Source organism: Campylobacter insulaenigrae NCTC 12927, assembly GCF_000816185.1.
GTDB lineage: Bacteria > Campylobacterota > Campylobacteria > Campylobacterales > Campylobacteraceae > Campylobacter_D > Campylobacter_D insulaenigrae.
Genome location: NZ_CP007770.1, coordinates 1 through 16,252, shown reverse-complemented (window position 1 = coordinate 16,252; position 16,252 = coordinate 1). Strand labels below are relative to the sequence as shown.

The window sequence follows — 16,252 nt, the reverse complement described above, 5'->3', positions numbered from 1 at the left end:
ATGTTAGCTGATAAACTTAAGCCTTTTTTAGAACGCTTTGATGAGCTTAATGCTCTTCTAAGTGATATTAATATATCCAATGATATATCTAAGATGACTACCTTATCTAAAGAACAAAAAACTTTAGATCCCATAGTGACAAAAGCTAAACAATATTTAAAAACATTAAGCGACATAGAAGAAAATAAAATCTTGCTATCTGATATTGAGCTTGGTGAACTTGCTAAAGAAGAATTGAAAAATTTAGAACTTCTAAAACCTCAGCTTGAAGAGGAATTAAAAATTCTTTTACTTCCTAAAGATCCAAATGATGATAAAAATATTTTTTTAGAAATTCGTGCAGGAACCGGAGGGGATGAAGCATCATTATTTGTTGGTGATCTTGTAAAATCTTATATACGTTATGCTGAAAATCGTGATTATAAATACGAAATTATCAGCTCTAGCGAAGGTAGTGCTGGTGGATTTAAAGAAATTATTATCCTTATTAAAGGAAATGGAGCATACTCAAGATTAAAGTATGAAGGTGGAACACATAGGGTTCAAAGAGTACCAGAAACAGAATCGCAAGGAAGAGTCCATACCTCAGCTATAACAGTGGCAATAATGCCTGAGGTTGATGATGTAGAAATTCAAATAAATCCTAATGATTTGAAAATAGATGTAATGAGAAGTAGTGGACATGGTGGTCAAAGTGTTAATACGACCGATAGCGCCGTAAGAATTACTCATATACCAACTGGTATAGTAGTTGTTAATCAAGATGGAAAAAGTCAGCATAAAAATAAAGAAAGTGCTATGAAAGTATTAAAAGCTAGATTATTTGAAATGCAAGAACAAGAACGTCTAGCAAAAGAAAGTGAAACTAGAAAATCTCAGGTTGGCAGTGGAGATAGAAGTGAACGAATACGCACTTATAATTTTCCTCAAAATAGAATAAGCGATCATAGAATTAATCTCACACTATATAGACTCGATGCTATATTAGAAGGTGGATTATTTGATGAAATTATAGAGCCACTGATAGCATATTATCAAGCTGAAGCTTTACAACAAGAAAATTTATAAAAAGTTCCACAAAACTTATTCAAAGATTACAAATAAGTTTTGTTTTTATTTTAATATCTCTTTTATAGTTAGCTGAGGAGTAACTAAACCTCTAAAATTATTTCTAGAAATACTTGCAATCAATTTTATATTTTCGCCAACTTGTGGATCATAATCAAAGTTAAAAAATAAAGCTTCTAGAGCTTTACTACCATAAGTAAGTACCAATTTCATATGTTTTTCATCTTTTCCTATATGTTTTTTATTTTTTACCAAAAGATTATCAAATTGAAAATATGGTCTAGGATTTTTATGACCAAAAGGCTCAAAAAATTCCAAAAGTTCTAATAGTTCAAAATCCACTTCATTAGGATCAATACTTCCTAAAACTTCTTCTGAACTATAAAAATCTTCTTTGTGAATTTTGTCACAAATTTCATTCAATTTATTTTTGAAAGATTCTAATTTGGAAATTTCAATTAAAACTCCTGCTGCACCTTTATGTCCACCATAACTTAAAACAAAATCTTTAGCTTCTTCTATAACATTTAAAATATCTATTTTTCCGACACTTCTTACACTTGCTTTAGCTTTTTCATCACATTCTGAAAATACAAAAGCAGGCTTATTAAAATGCTTTGCCAAACGACTTGCCACAATTCCTAATACACCTTCATGCCAATTTTGACCATTTACTACAATTACATTATCTTTAACATTAACTTGTTCTAAACACTGTTTAAATAACTCTCTCTCTTCATCTTTGCGATTATTATTATAAGAAACAATTTGCTCTAAATAATTTTCAACTTCACTAATATTTTTTGAATGTAAAAAATTATAAGAAATAATGGCATCATCCATTCTTCCAGCGCTATTAATCAAAGGAGCTATTAAAAAACCTATATTATCAATTTCGAATTTGTCTTTTCCATAATATTTTTTTATAGCTTTGAACGCAGCACGATTGGAAGTATTGATACATTCTATACCTCTTCTAACCAACGCCCTATTAAGATCCCTAAGCTCCATCATATCAGCAATTATCGCAATTGCTAATAGTTCTATAAATTTGCACATGTTATAATTAATCTTGCAAACTTCTTTAATAGCAGCAACCAAATACCATACTACTTGAGCACCGCATATCTCAATATCTGGAAAATCACAATCTTCTTGTTTTGGATTAACAATAGCATATGCATTTGGTAAAATATTTGAAGGCATATGATGGTCTGTGATGATAAGATCAATACCTTTTTCTTGACATATATTAGCTGCTTCAAAAGCTGCTATACCATTATCTACAGTAATAATTAAATCAACATCTCCAAGCTCATCAATAATCTCTTTATTTAATCCATAACCATCTTTAAAACGATTTGGAATTTTAATTATATAATCAAATCCAATATCATCAAAAAATTCAGAAATAATAACACACGAAATAACTCCATCTACATCATAATCACCAACTACTGCTATTTTTTGACCTTTATCTATAGCTTCTTTAATACGCAAAGCTCCTTTATAAACATCTTTCAAACATGATGGCATAGGAAGATCACAAAGTTTTACATGAATATCATCTTTAAAACGCTTATTTAAAATTTCTTTGATTTTAGCTTTATTTAACATATTACTTATCTAGTGATGCTTTTATAAAAGAAAAAATTACCGGATTAACTCTCACTAAATGAGAAGTAAATTCAGGATGAAACTGAACAGCTAAGAAAAACGGGTGTTCTTTTAATTCTATAGCCTCAATTAATCCTTCATTTTCACCACTTATTATTAAACCATTTTTTTCAAACATCTCTTTATATTTTGGATTAGCTTCGTAACGATGACGATGACGCTCTTTAATTATTTTTTCGCCATTATATACCTTACTTAGTAAAGTATTTTCTTTAATATGACATTGATAAGAACCAAGTCTCATTGTTCCACCGAGTGGAGTTTTACTTGTTCTAATTTGTTTTTTACCACTTAAATCAATAAATTCATCAATCAAAAATATAATAGGATTTTTACATTCTTTATCAAATTCGCTTGAATTTGCATCTTCAAGTTTTAAAACATCTCTAGCAAATTCTATCAAAGAAAGCTGCATACCAAGACAAATTCCCAAAAATGGAATTTTATTTTCTCTTGCGTATTTAATAGCCTTTATTTTACCTTCTACACCGCGGTATCCAAATCCACCTGCTACCAAAATTCCACTTACATCTTTAAAATTTTCATCTACATTTGAATTTTCTAGTTTTTCACTATCAATCCATTTCAAATTTACTTTTGTATCAAGTGCTGCACCTGCATGGATAATAGCCTCAGTTAAACTCTTATAGCTTTCTTTTAAATCTACATATTTACCAACAAAAGCAATAATAAGTTCATTACTTGGTGCAATAACTCTTTTAACCAAACTATCCCATTCACTCATATTTGGTTGCAAACCTTTTAAATCCAGCAAATTTGCAATAGCGTCTAAAATATCTTGTCTTAAAAAATTTAATGGAATTTGGTAAATACTAGCCGCATCAACACTTTCTATAACACAATTTTTTTCAACACCGCATGAAACCGCAATCTTATCTTTTAACTCTCTATCTAAAGATTTCTCACTTCTACAAATAATCATATCAGGACTTATACCTATGCGACGGAGCTCTCCGACGCTATGTTGCGTTGGCTTAGTCTTTAATTCACCCGCTGCTTTAATATAAGGCACTAAGGTTAAATGTATATTAATAGCATTGTATTTTCCAACTTCAAGCCTTAAAGCCCTAATAGCTTCTAAAAAAGGAAGCCCCTCTATATCACCAACAGTTCCACCAATCTCAACTATCAAAATATCTTTATCAATACCAGCTTTTTTAATGCGTTCTTTTATTTCATCAACAATATGGGGAATAACTTGTATAGTTTTGCCTAAATAATCTCCTCTTCTTTCTTTTTCTATAACACTTTGATAAACTCTACCTGTAGTAAAATTATTATCTTGAGATAAATTTTCATTTAAAAATCTTTCGTAATGACCTAAATCCAAATCAGTTTCGGCTCCATCATCTGTAACAAATACTTCACCATGTTCTAACGGACTCATGGTGCCTGGATCTACATTAATATAAGGATCAGCTTTTAAAATACTTACTTTTAATCCTGAATTTTTTAAAATAGTCGCTATAGAAGCTGCTGCAATACCTTTACCTAAAGAACTTAAAACTCCACCTGTTACAAATATATATTTAGTTTGTTTTAATTTCATAAAATAGCCTTGTATTATTTTTTAAAATTATAACGAATAAAAAATTTTATTTTTATAAACTTTTTTTTGTAGAATTAGTTTATTTTTATAAGGATGATTATGAAAATTACATTATTAAATTATACTCCGTTAAATGTATGCTCTCATGCTACAAGAACTTGCTGGCAAAGTTTTGATAAAGGCGATTGTGGTGGTGAAAAAGATAAAGAACTAATTGATCGTGTAGGTAATAAATTTAAACATGCTTCTACTTTAGAACATTTAAACTATACTTTTTACATACAAGGAATTTCTCGTGCTTGCTTACAAGAAGTTGCAAGACATCGTCATACTAGTCCTAGTGTAAAAAGCACAAGATATACATTAAAAGAACTTAGAAACGAAAACGTATTCAAAGAAAATGATTTTGAAAATGCTAAAAAATATTTAGTTCTAACTGGAAATGAAATGGTAGATAATGCTAGTATTAAAGCTTTAGAAAATTTGCGCTTAATATTGCAAAATAATACTAGCTTAGATATAGCAAAATATTGCTTACCAGAAAGTTATAAAACTGAACTTACTTTAACTATAAATGCTAGAAGTTTACAAAATTTTATAACTTTAAGAAGTTCAAAATCAGCTCTTTGGGAAATAAGAAATTTAGCAAATGCTCTATATAACAATTTACCTGAAGAACATCAATTTATATTTTCACATTGCATCAACTTAGAAGACAATTCTCAAAATTAAATTTTGAGAATTTACTATATTTTTTTTAGAAATTCAGTTTTTAAAACAATAACGCCAAATTTATCAACTTTAGCTTCAATTTCTGTATCTTTATTTGTAAGTTTAATATTTTTTACAGTTGTTCCACGTTTTAAGGTAGTGCTAGCACCTTTGACTTTTAAGTCTTTAATGATACTCACACTATCACCTGCATTCAATTCTGCTCCATTTGCATCTTTTGGCATTTTTAACTCCTTAATTTAATGCAATTATATCTAATATACATAAAAAATTATTTTTCCATCAATGCTAAAGGAATTCTTCTTCTTGTATCGTATTTTTCTCCATAATGTTTTGTAAGATAAGTTAATATTTTTTCTTCATCTTCTGCAGGAATTTCCCATAATCCTTCTGATTCTTGCATCCACCTTATAGCAGCAAGCCAAGCTTGCTTACTTGCACGCATATTTGTTATCAATCCAGAACCATGACATGCTAAACAATTAGCTTCTACCAATGGAGAATTTTCATCAATTATCAATCCCGTATCAGGATTAACCTTATATTCAGTATTTGCAAAAAGAAATGAAAAGCCTATACATAAAATTAATATTGCTTTTTTCATCATTTCACACCCCAAAAACGTTTATTCTATGACAAGCATTGTTAATATAACCACCTGGATTCCATTGCGCTAAAACCATAGGCTGACTATTTCCTTCGCTATCAACTGCTCTTGCCCAAATTTCATAATATCCTTTTGTTGGAATAGAAATTTGAGTACTCCATTTTTGCCATGCCAATCTATTTAGAGGTTTTTCAACTTTCGCTTGAGTCCAAGTTACACCATAATCATTACTTACATAAACTTCTTTAACTTCTAACTCACCAGCCCAAGCTTTTCCTCTAACCTCAAATTTTTTATTTGCCTTAACCTTATCATTTTTCTTAATATTAGTAATAATAGATCTCACAGGCATTGATTCTATAATTTTCATTTCAACTTTAGAAGTAAAATCACCAGGTTTTACAGGATTTACAGGAATTTTGTATGAGGTATCCATTTTTTCACCATCGTGAATTTTATTTCTCACAACAATTTTTGATAACCATTTACCACTTGTACTTGCAGGATATCCTCCACAAACTAAACGAAGTGGATAGCCGTTGATCCATGGTATATCTTTACCTTCATAAGCCCAAGCAACTAATGTTTCTTCTTGCATAGCTTTTTTAATAGGTACACCTCTACTAATAGGAGAAGTTTCTTCACCATTTAATTTAGTATCAATTCCATAATATCCTATATAAACAGCATCATCTTTTACACCACAATCTTCTAAAATATCTTTTAATCTTACTCCAGTCCATCTACCACAGGCAACAGCTCCATAACCCCATTGTGTTCCTTTAGTACTAGGTATAACTTCGCCTCTTCCATTACCACCACACTCTAAAGTCAAAGCATAAGTATAATGTTTAAATTTTTTCTTTAACTCATCTAAGGTATAAGTTTTTGCAGTTTTAACGCTTTCTCCACCAATTTCTAGTGTCCAACCTTTTTTCATTCTCTCTTTTATCACAGTCATCTCAGGTGGAACACCATTATTTCTCACAAAGAAATTTTCAGGTCTTGTAAAATCAGGATCTAAAGCGTAAATTTGTGTTTCAGCTGTCATAGGTCTTTCACCATGATAAATTACATCTTTTTTACCTTCAATCCTAAAACTATCTAATTCTTTAGCTAAAACCTGACTACCTAAAAAATAATTTTCAAAAGAAACATTTGTTAAAGCACTAGCACCTAAAAGAGTGATTCCTAAATTCTTTAAAAATCCTCTACGATCTTCTTGAGAATTTTCATTTTGTTCTAATTGATATTTATCCATATCATTTTCCTTAAAAATATAAATTTCAATTAGAATTTTAAAACATTTTTTTACAATTGACATCGAATTATTCTAGTTAAAAAATACAAATGTCTCTAAAAGTAACACGCTTTAAAATATAGTAAAATAGCGTTATAATTACATTTTAATACAACTTTATTTTAAATAAATTACAACTTTGGTACTACTAAATCTGATCTGCATTCAATCACAGTATGTACATTGCCACGAGGATTAAAATCGCCCACAACTTTAATCCATTTTGGATCAAGTTTATCTTTTAAAGTATTGTAAATTTCATTAATACTTGCTTCATGTGAAACATTTCTGTGCATAAAAGTATTTATATAAAGCTTAATAGCCTTAAGTTCTACTACTAATTTATTTGGTATATATTCTAAGAAAATAGTAGCAAAATCAGGATAACCACTTCTTGGACAACAGCACATAAATTCAGGTAAAGTAATTTTAATCACATAATCATTTTTAGCATCATTTGGCCACACTTCCATATTTTCAACATCAAATTCTTTTATCTCTTTTTCACCATATCTCATTATTTTTCCTTTATTATGATTTTTTTATCTATTATATATTTTTCTATATCTTCATCCTCAAAAATTTCATCATAAAATTGAATTCCTATGCGGTTATAATCACCTACATTTATATCTTTGTTTATATTTTCTATAAAATTTTTAAAATCTGTATTTTTATACACTAACAAATCCAAAGTTTTTAAATCTAAATTTAATTTTTCTTTCGCTGGAATAATAATTTGAAAAGAATTTAAATCACTCACATCAAGTTTGATAAATCCTATACCAAAAGCATTATTTAATCTCCAAAGTTCATCTAAAATTTCTTCATCATACTCTAATGCTATTAAATATCCTTCATTAGCCCAACTAGAATTACTCACAGCTTGAAAATAACATTGCCTTAAATTTGAAAAATCAAGTCTAATTTTAAGTTCAAAACTATAAAGTTTATAAGAAATTTGATTTAAATTCTTAAAAAGTTCAAAAGAATCATTTTCATAATCCTTAAACGGAAAATGCACTCCGACAATATCAGGATGTATCCATTCATTTTCACCACTTTTTGCCCTAGTGCTTTTTTCATGAAAAATAGTTTTGCTAAAAAGGTTAAAATTAGCATTATCGTATAAAAATTTAACAACTAAAGGGTGCAAATCTCTTTCATGAAAATGATTTTTTGTTTTTTGTTTTTCTTCTTTTTTTTGTATGTCTTCTATTTTTTTAGAATTTAACTCATGCTCACGAGCTTTTAACCAAAATTTTGTAGGACTTTTTGATGCTATTAAAAAAATAGAATTTTCTTTCTTTAAATTTGTATAAACTTTTGCCAATAAGCTATGAATAGGAGTTTTAGTTAAAGTTCCATCCTTATAACTTTGCAATTTTTTATCATAACCTTTGATTAAAGCTAAATTCCAAATTTCATTACCACTAAGTGGAAACTCACACTCACTCAAAACTTCTTTGATTAAATCCAAAAAACTATATTTCATTTATAAGCCTTAATTTGTTTTACCAACTTTTCTTTTTCATTTGTATTTAAAAATGATGCATTTACAGCATTAATACAAAGTTTTTTAACCTCATCTTTACTAAGCTTAAAAGTTTCATCTAAGGCTATAAAATTTTCTAAAATATATCCACCAAAATATGCAGGATCATCAGAATTCACTCCCACACAAACATTTTGTTGTAAAAGTTTTAAGATATTATGTTCTTGCATATTTTTAAAAACTTTTAATTTTATATTTGATAAAGGACATATTGTTAGTGGAATTTGACTTTTAGCTAATTGTTTTACAAGCTCTAAATCCTCTTGACATCTTACTCCATGATCAATTCTATTTACACCAAGCTCCAAAGCTTCTTTAATATATTCACTATCTCCTTCTTCGCCAGCGTGTGCTACGAGTAAAAACCCTTCTTGTTTAGCTTTTTTAAATAAATTCTTAAATTTTGAAGGTGGATTATTTAGTTCAGAACTATCAAGTCCTATAGCTTTAATTTTATCTTTATACAAACAAAGTTCATCTAAAGTTTTTAGACCTTCTTCTTCACTTAAATGTCTTAAAATACAAGCTATTAAAAAACTTGAAATTCCAAATTGATTTTTTGCTTCTTCTAAAGCTTCATAAATTCCTTCTACTACAATCTTTATAGGAATATTTCTAGCAGTATGAGTTTGAGGATCAAAAAAAATTTCAGTATGAACTACATTTTGTTCTTTACATTTTTGTATATAAGCCCAAGTTAAATCATAAAAATCTTGTTTAGTTTGTAAAACATTTGCACCTTGATAGTAAATATCTAAAAAATCTTGTAAATTTGAAAAATCATATGCTTTTTTAATTTCATCTTCATTCTTAAATTTTAAATTTATGTTATTTCTTTTAGCTAATTCAAACATCATTGAAGGTTCTAATGAACCCTCAATATGCAAATGTAATTCTACTTTTGGAATATTTTGTAAAAAAGTTTTCATCGATTAAATTTTACTTCTTGTCTTATAATTTTTTTATCTCTTGTTTGAGCATTTTTTTGAATTTCTGCATGCAAATTTTTTATATCTTCAGGCCAATCCATACCTTGTTCTTGAACATTCCAATCTGGATATTTACTATTTTCAAATGCTAAATAATCTTTATTACAACATTCTTCTATAAATTTATAACTAATAGAAGCATTTTTAATTTTGTGGTACCCAAATAAACCTTTTATATCTTTTTCGAAATTTTCTTGAAAAATCATATAAAATTCAATCTTTTTATCTTGTAATATAGTATGATATAAAAAATACCATATACCAAAACTTCTAATACTAGGACGACCTTTTACACCACCATCTTTATAAATTGACAATGTTCCTTTTATACCACCTTTATCTTGAGAACCACCTATTTTTTTAATTTCACCATCTACAACTATCAGATAAACTCGAGCTACATTTTCAGTTAAAATACTTTGTGGTAATGAATTATTATTTTCATCTTTTAAATTTTTTAAATAATTAAAATTAAGTTTTGTACTACTTTCAATAAATTCAACATCTGCAATTTTAAAAGCTGTTTTAACTTGACTTATTCTCATTATCTTTCCATTTTTTATGATTTTTTTGTTTATTCCACTCTGGAGCTATTCCATTATGTTCTTTTTTATATTTTTCTATTTCTTCATCTGATAATTCTTTCGGAGTTTTATTATCTATTACTTGCTTTATAACTACTTTAACATTATTTCCTTTTTTTAATTCTTGTTTTATTGCTTCATGTTTTTTCTTTGTTCTAATACTTAGATCACCATTTTTTTGACCATTTTTATATGCTTTTAAACTATCTTTTGGACTTTGCTCATTATAAGCAATTTTTTTAAGTTCTTCATTAACATAAAATTTTTAAATGTGTTTCATTCTATCTTTAAAATTAAAATTATCAGGAAAAATCGGAATAATTTCTTCATTTTTATTTAATTTTAATTTAATAGTTACTTCTTTCATTTTATTTTTTTAATCCTTTATTATTAATAACTCATGACTTTTTTTAATGTTTGTATCATCACCTCTATCGATACGATTTTTACCAACTCTTGTCTCACCTTGCCCCATAGTGTATTGCCATTTTGGCTCTAAAATTTTAAAATCTTTATAAGTTTTTCTAATAAATTCACAATTATTATAACTAAGTATAAATTTTCCTTTATGATTTTTAAGACATTGTGCTAATAAATCGTGATCAAAATTATTATGATGAATAGGAAAATTTCTCATAGGATAAATTCCTTTAAACATTTTTGAATCACCTTTAAGATAATAAGGTGGATCACAATAAAAAAAATCATTTGGATATGACTTAAAAACTTCTTCAAATGAAGTACATTGAACTTCTAAATTTTTAACATCAAAATTTTTAATTTTTTCTAACATTTTTAAGTATTTATCTTTATTTTCATAATTACTTGACATCCAACCTAAAAACCCTGGACCATAACTAAGATTAAAATTAAAAAAATAATCCCTTGCTAAAGTTAAATTATCAAGTTTTAATTTATTTTCCCAATGGTTTTTTAATTCTTCTTTTATTATTTTATAAGTATTTTTATCAGGATTTAATTTTAAAAGTTCTTCATATAATCTTTTATTATTATTTAAAATAACTTGCCAAAAATTAACTAATATATCAAATATATCAAATGCTTTTACTTTTATATCTAACTCTAAAGCACTTGCAATCTCAACACTTCCACCACCAATAAAAGGACTAATAAGTCTTTTTAAATCATTTGGAAAATGTTCTAGTATAATACCTACTGCAAGTGATTTTCCACCACCATATCTAATAGGACTTTTAGCATATCTTTTAAAAGGCAAATTTTCACCTTTTAAAGATTTTAAAAAATATTCTTTTTTATTTTCATCAAAATCAAATAGATTTTTTGTCATTAAACATCCAAGTGTTTTACATCTTTTGCATGAGTTTGTATATATTCACGGCGAGGTTCTACATCATCACCCATAAAAAGATTAAAAGTATCGTCAGCTCTTTGAGCATCTTCAATAGTAATTTTTAATAAACGACGATTATTAGGATCCATGGTAGTATCCCATAATTGTTCTGGATTCATCTCTCCAAGACCTTTATAACGTTGTATATAAGCACCTTTTTTAGCATTCTTTTCTACTTCATCTAAAATATCTAAGATATCTTTATCAAAGCTCAAATCTCTTTCTTTAATTTTTTGATAAATATAATTTGCTTCTTCATAAAGTGGATTTGTAAATAAATCATCATTAATTAATAATTCTTCTAAACCATTTTCAGTTTGAACATAAAGACGAATTTCATTTTCATTTATATAAGAATTTAAAATATTATGATTTTGTTTTTCTAAAAATTCTTTAACAATTTTAAATAACTCTTCATTACTTGATTTAATAAAATCAGGATTTTCTATTAAATATCTAATTACTGAAATTACATTAAATCTTTTTTCTAATTCTTTTAATATATTTTTATAAGCAGCAACAATTTTTAAAAAATCTTTTAAATCATTAAGACCTATACCCTCATAATTTGAATTTTCAATACCAGTTTCAATTAAATAATCATTTAAAGCTTTTTCATCTTTAAGATAAATTTCTTTTTTTTGACCTTTTTTATATCGATAAAGTGGTGGTTGAGCTAAATAAATATGTCCATTTGCTACAAGATCATTCATAAATCTAAAAAAGAATGTTAAAAGTAAAGTTTGTATATGAGATCCATCTACATCAGCATCTGTCATAATAATAATTTTATGATATCTTAATTTTTCTATATCAAATTCATCTCCTATACCACAACCAAAAGCAGTAATCATATTTTGAATTTGTTCAGATTTTAAAATTTTATCAAGTCGTGCTTTTTCTACATTAAGTATTTTACCTCTTAAAGGTAAAATAGCTTGGAATGTTCTTTCACGACCTTGTTTAGCACTTCCACCAGCACTATCTCCCTCAACAAGATAAATTTCACTTTCACTTGGATTTTTACTTTGACAATCAGCTAATTTTCCCGGTAAAGTTCCTACACTAGAACTTTCTTTTTTACGAGTTAATTCTCTAGCTTTTTTAGCAGCTTCTCTACCTCGAGCTGCCATTAAAGCTTTATTCATAATAGCTTTAGCTTCTATAGGATTTTCTTCAAAATATTTACTTAAATATTCAAAAGAAGCTTTTGAAACAATAGGACGTACATAAGATGAACCTAATTTTCCTTTAGTTTGACCTTCAAACTGAGGTTCAGGTACTTTTACACTTACTACAGCGATTAAACCTTCTCTTACATCTTCTCCAGTAATTTTAGAATCTTTTTCTCTAGCACTAGCATTTGCTTCGATATAATTACTAATAACTCTAGTAAGACCCATTCTAAAACCAGCTTCATGAGTTCCACCATCAGGAGTTTTAATATTATTAACAAAAGAGAGTAAATTTTCACTATAACTATCATTATAAAGTAAAGCTACTTCAACATTAACATCTTCTTCATCTACATTAAAAAATATAGCTTTAGTCAAGGATTGCTTTTTATTCATATCAATAACAAATTGACTTATACCACCTTCATAATGAAAACTCTCAGATTTACCTACACGATTATCTTTAAAATTTATAGTTATTTTTGGATTTAAATAAGCAAGTTCTCTAAATCTTTTAGCTAAAATTTCATAATCAAATTCAGTTATTTCAAAAATACTATCATCAGGCCAAAATTCTATAATAGTTCCAGTTTTTTTACTAGTTCCTATTGTTTCAAAATCACTAATAGTTTTACCTTCTGAAAATTCTTGCCTATAAATTTCTCCATCTCTATGGACAGTTGCAACTAATTTTTTTGATAATGCATTTACAACACTAACACCAACACCATGCAAACCACCTGAAACTTTATAAGTATCTTTATCAAATTTACCACCTGCATGTAAAACAGTTAAAACTACAGTTAAAGTGGGAATATTTTCAGTAGGATGAATCCCAACAGGAATACCACGACCATTATCACTAACTATACAAGAACCTTCTGTAGTAATTTCTACATTTATAGTATCACAAAAACCTGCCATAGCCTCATCAATAGAGTTATCAACTACTTCATAAATCATATGATGAAGACCACCAATATTAGTATCACCTATATACATACCTGGACGTTTTCTAACAGCTTCTAAGCCTTTTAAAACTTTAATATTACTTGCGTTATAATTTTGGTTTTCTTGCATATATTTTCCTTATAATATTACTGGCATTATAACAGTTTGTAATTCTTCAGAAGAAACTAAAAAAGCCATATGAGGTTCATTAATACTTAATTTAAAATTTTCACTTTCTATAGAATTTAAAAAGTCTGTAATGAATTTATTTTTAATACAAAGATTAAATTCTTCTTCTATATCAAGTTCTATATCAAGTTCAGTTTTTGCTTCCATATTATCTAAACTTATTCCTTCAAATACGAGTTTATTTTTATGGAAATTTAATTTCATTTTTTCTGTAACTACATTAATTTTTCTAAGAGCATCTATAAAATCTTCTGTTTTAAATATAAATTCTTTTGTAATATTTTTTGGAATTACTCTTTCATAATCAGGAAATTTGTCATTAATAAGTTTTGTAAAAAATTCAAAATTTTCATTTTTTGCAATTAATATATTTTCATCATAATAAATTTCAATTTTTTCAAAAAATATTTTTTGCATTTCAAGTATAGCTTTTTTAGGAATACAAAGATTGAATTCTTTTTCGTTGGTTTTATTTAAAGTAAAAATTGCTAAACGTTTTGTATCAGTACCTACAAAATTTATGTGAGAAGTTTTTATATCAAGTAATGCACCATTTAAAGAATATTTTGGATTATTAGTATCAACTGCAGGTAATATTTTTTTCAAAGATCTACTTAAATCATTAGAATCTATATCAAATTTATCTTTACCTTCTGTACTTGGAAAATTTGGAAAATCTTCATAATTGAACATAGGAAGTTTATATTTTGTTCCTTTTTGTCTTATGAATAAAAAATTTTCTATAGTTTCTAAAATAACATCTTCATTATTTAAGTTTTTTATAATATCTAAGATGCTTTTTGCATTAGCTGTAGCAAATCCAGCATTTTCTACTTTAATTTTTTTAATTTTATAATTAATTCCTATTTCATAATCACTTGCTTTGATTATTAGTTTATCTTCAACTACTTCAAATAAAAGATGAGATGCTATATTACTAGAATCTTTTTTATCAACATATGAGTTAGTTAGTACTATGGCTGATTCAAGAGTATTTTTGTTTATACTAATTTTCATTTTTATTCCTTGATATTTTTTAAAATTTATTTTATCATAATAATAAGTAATGTGAAAATGTGAAAAAGTATTTTGAAGTCTTTTTTATAGTTTATTTACATAATAGAATAAAAAATAATATTATTCACATTTGTTCACATGAAATTTTTTATTTTTGTTAAAATTTTATTTCTTAATTCATCTATTATTATTTTTAAATTTTCATTTTCTTTAATGAGTTCTTGAATTTTTTTAATGTTATGTGATATGGCTGTGTGATCTTTCATATTAAAAAATCTTGCGAGTTGAGGCATAGACATAGTAGTTAGTTCTCTTGATAAAAATATTACAACTCTTCTTGCAATAACGATATTTTGTGTTTTTTTATTTGATTTTATATCATTTGGTTTTAAATTATAACTTTTTGCAACTTCACTTAGTATATCTTCTATATTTATATTTTCTTTATTTTCTTTTATATGATCTTTCATAAAACTTTTTACTATTTCTAATGTAATTTTTTGGTTAAAAAGTCTAGCCTGTGCATTTAAATTTGTAATCATACCTTCAATTTCTCTGATGTTATCACCCATGGAAGTAGCAATATAACTAATAACTTCTGATTCAAGATCTATAGCATTAAATTCACATTTTTTTTTGATGATAGCTATCTTTGTATCAAGTTGTGGTGGAGTAATATCTGCGATAATTCCATTTGCAAAACGACTTTTTAAACGTTCAGTGATACCTTTTAATACATTGGGTGGATTATCACTTGTCATAATGATTTGACCAAATTTTTCTTTAATTTCATTAAATGTGAAAAAAAATTCTTCTTGAATTTTGTCAGTTTTACCAAGAAATTGAACATCATCTATAAGCAATACATCACAATTTTTATATTTTTCATGGAATTTATTCATTGTTTTGTTATTTAAATGAGAGGTAAAATCATTGATAAAATTGTCACTAGTTGCATAAATAACTTTATATCCATTATCTAAACAAACATTTCCTACTGCTTGAAGTAAATGAGTTTTTCCAAGTCCAGTTGGACCATAAATAAAAATAGGATTATAAAGTTTGCCCAATTTATTTTTCTGTGTAATAGCTTTACAAGTAGCATAAGCGTATTGATTAGAATCTCCCACAACAAAGCTATCAAAAGTAAATGATGGATTTAAAATTGTGCTTTGTACTTTAATTTGTGAAATATCTATTTTAGTATTGTTTTTAACAGAGGTTTTAATTTCACCAGTTGTAATGATAACTTGAGGATTAATTCCTGTTTTTACTTCGTAAAAATATGCTAGTTTTTGAGAATATTTTGTTTGTATAAATTTAGCTAAAAAATGATTTGGTGCTATAAAGACTAAAAGATTATTTTTACTTGATTTTTCACTAAATTGTAGATGCGAAAGATAATTTTGGTATTCATTGTCCGTAATTTCAGCTTTAAATTCTTGTAAAAAATCTTTTATATCCAT

Annotated in this window: 15 protein-coding genes; 2 read left to right on the top strand and 13 right to left on the bottom strand. The window is 26.8% G+C overall.

Annotation, left to right across the window (positions count from 1 at the left end; genetic code table 11):
- Nucleotides 1-1,068, top strand: coding sequence for a peptide chain release factor 1 (prfA, locus tag CINS_RS00075; protein WP_039648799.1), 1,068 nt, complete (start codon nucleotides 1-3; stop codon nucleotides 1,066-1,068).
- 45 nt (nucleotides 1,069-1,113) lie between these two features.
- Here prfA and recJ read toward each other — a convergent pair whose 3' ends face one another.
- Together recJ and CINS_RS00065 are read right to left on the bottom strand one after the other, a co-directional pair.
- Nucleotides 1,114-2,685, bottom strand: coding sequence for a single-stranded-DNA-specific exonuclease RecJ (gene recJ / locus CINS_RS00070; protein WP_039648797.1), 1,572 nt, complete (start codon nucleotides 2,683-2,685; stop codon nucleotides 1,114-1,116).
- Between the two features lies 1 nt (nucleotide 2,686).
- On the bottom strand, nucleotides 2,687-4,315 hold the full coding sequence (locus tag CINS_RS00065; RefSeq protein WP_039648795.1) for a CTP synthase: 1,629 nt from the start codon (nucleotides 4,313-4,315) through the stop codon (nucleotides 2,687-2,689).
- Nucleotides 4,316-4,414: 99 nt separating this feature from the next.
- Between CINS_RS00065 and thyX the strand changes: the two genes are divergently transcribed.
- The gene (gene thyX, locus CINS_RS00060) at nucleotides 4,415-5,047 is read left to right on the top strand and encodes an FAD-dependent thymidylate synthase (protein ID WP_039648794.1); all 633 of its coding nucleotides are present in this window, start codon (nucleotides 4,415-4,417) and stop codon (nucleotides 5,045-5,047) included.
- Between the two features lie 14 nt (nucleotides 5,048-5,061).
- On the opposite strand, the gene CINS_RS00055 is transcribed toward thyX, so the two are convergent.
- The 11 genes from CINS_RS00055 to dnaA all read right to left on the bottom strand — a co-directional run bounded on the left by CINS_RS00055 (nucleotide 5,062) and on the right by dnaA (nucleotide 16,252).
- Nucleotides 5,062-5,271, bottom strand: coding sequence for an alkylphosphonate utilization protein (locus tag CINS_RS00055; RefSeq protein WP_039648792.1), 210 nt, complete (start codon nucleotides 5,269-5,271; stop codon nucleotides 5,062-5,064).
- Nucleotides 5,272-5,318: 47 nt separating this feature from the next.
- Nucleotides 5,319-5,651 carry a sulfite:cytochrome c oxidoreductase monoheme cytochrome C subunit gene (sorB, locus tag CINS_RS00050; protein WP_039651246.1) on the bottom strand — a complete coding sequence of 111 codons (333 nt, stop codon included), beginning with the start codon at nucleotides 5,649-5,651 and terminating at the stop codon, nucleotides 5,319-5,321.
- Nucleotides 5,652-5,655: 4 nt separating this feature from the next.
- Nucleotides 5,656-6,915 carry a sulfite:cytochrome c oxidoreductase molybdopterin oxidoreductase subunit gene (gene sorA, locus CINS_RS00045; protein WP_039648790.1) on the bottom strand — a complete coding sequence of 420 codons (1,260 nt, stop codon included), beginning with the start codon at nucleotides 6,913-6,915 and terminating at the stop codon, nucleotides 5,656-5,658.
- Nucleotides 6,916-7,085: 170 nt separating this feature from the next.
- Nucleotides 7,086-7,472, bottom strand: a complete 387-nt coding sequence (gene queF, locus CINS_RS00040) for a preQ(1) synthase (RefSeq protein WP_039648789.1) — start codon at nucleotides 7,470-7,472, stop codon at nucleotides 7,086-7,088.
- Nucleotides 7,472-8,449, bottom strand: coding sequence for a hypothetical protein (locus CINS_RS00035; protein ID WP_039648787.1), 978 nt, complete (start codon nucleotides 8,447-8,449; stop codon nucleotides 7,472-7,474). The genes queF and CINS_RS00035 overlap by 1 nt, the downstream gene beginning before the upstream one ends.
- On the bottom strand, nucleotides 8,446-9,438 hold the full coding sequence (locus CINS_RS00030; RefSeq protein WP_039648785.1) for an adenosine deaminase: 993 nt from the start codon (nucleotides 9,436-9,438) through the stop codon (nucleotides 8,446-8,448). The genes CINS_RS00035 and CINS_RS00030 overlap by 4 nt, the downstream gene beginning before the upstream one ends.
- A complete protein-coding gene (locus CINS_RS00025; protein ID WP_039648783.1) occupies nucleotides 9,435-10,043 on the bottom strand; it encodes a type II restriction/modification enzyme in 609 nt (202 codons plus the stop codon). The genes CINS_RS00030 and CINS_RS00025 overlap by 4 nt, the downstream gene beginning before the upstream one ends.
- A gap of 415 nt (nucleotides 10,044-10,458) precedes the next feature.
- Entirely contained in the window at nucleotides 10,459-11,391 is a 933-nt protein-coding gene (locus tag CINS_RS00020) for a DNA adenine methylase (protein ID WP_039648782.1), read from the bottom strand.
- Complete coding sequence (gene gyrB, locus CINS_RS00015) at nucleotides 11,391-13,709, bottom strand: DNA topoisomerase (ATP-hydrolyzing) subunit B (RefSeq protein WP_039648781.1); 2,319 nt, start codon at nucleotides 13,707-13,709, stop codon at nucleotides 11,391-11,393. Before gyrB ends, CINS_RS00020 begins: the two co-directional genes overlap by 1 nt.
- Nucleotides 13,710-13,718: 9 nt before the next feature.
- Entirely contained in the window at nucleotides 13,719-14,786 is a 1,068-nt protein-coding gene (gene dnaN / locus CINS_RS00010; protein WP_039648780.1) for a DNA polymerase III subunit beta, read from the bottom strand.
- A 134-nt stretch (nucleotides 14,787-14,920) separates the two neighbouring features.
- Entirely contained in the window at nucleotides 14,921-16,252 is a 1,332-nt protein-coding gene (dnaA, locus tag CINS_RS00005) for a chromosomal replication initiator protein DnaA (RefSeq protein WP_039648779.1), read from the bottom strand.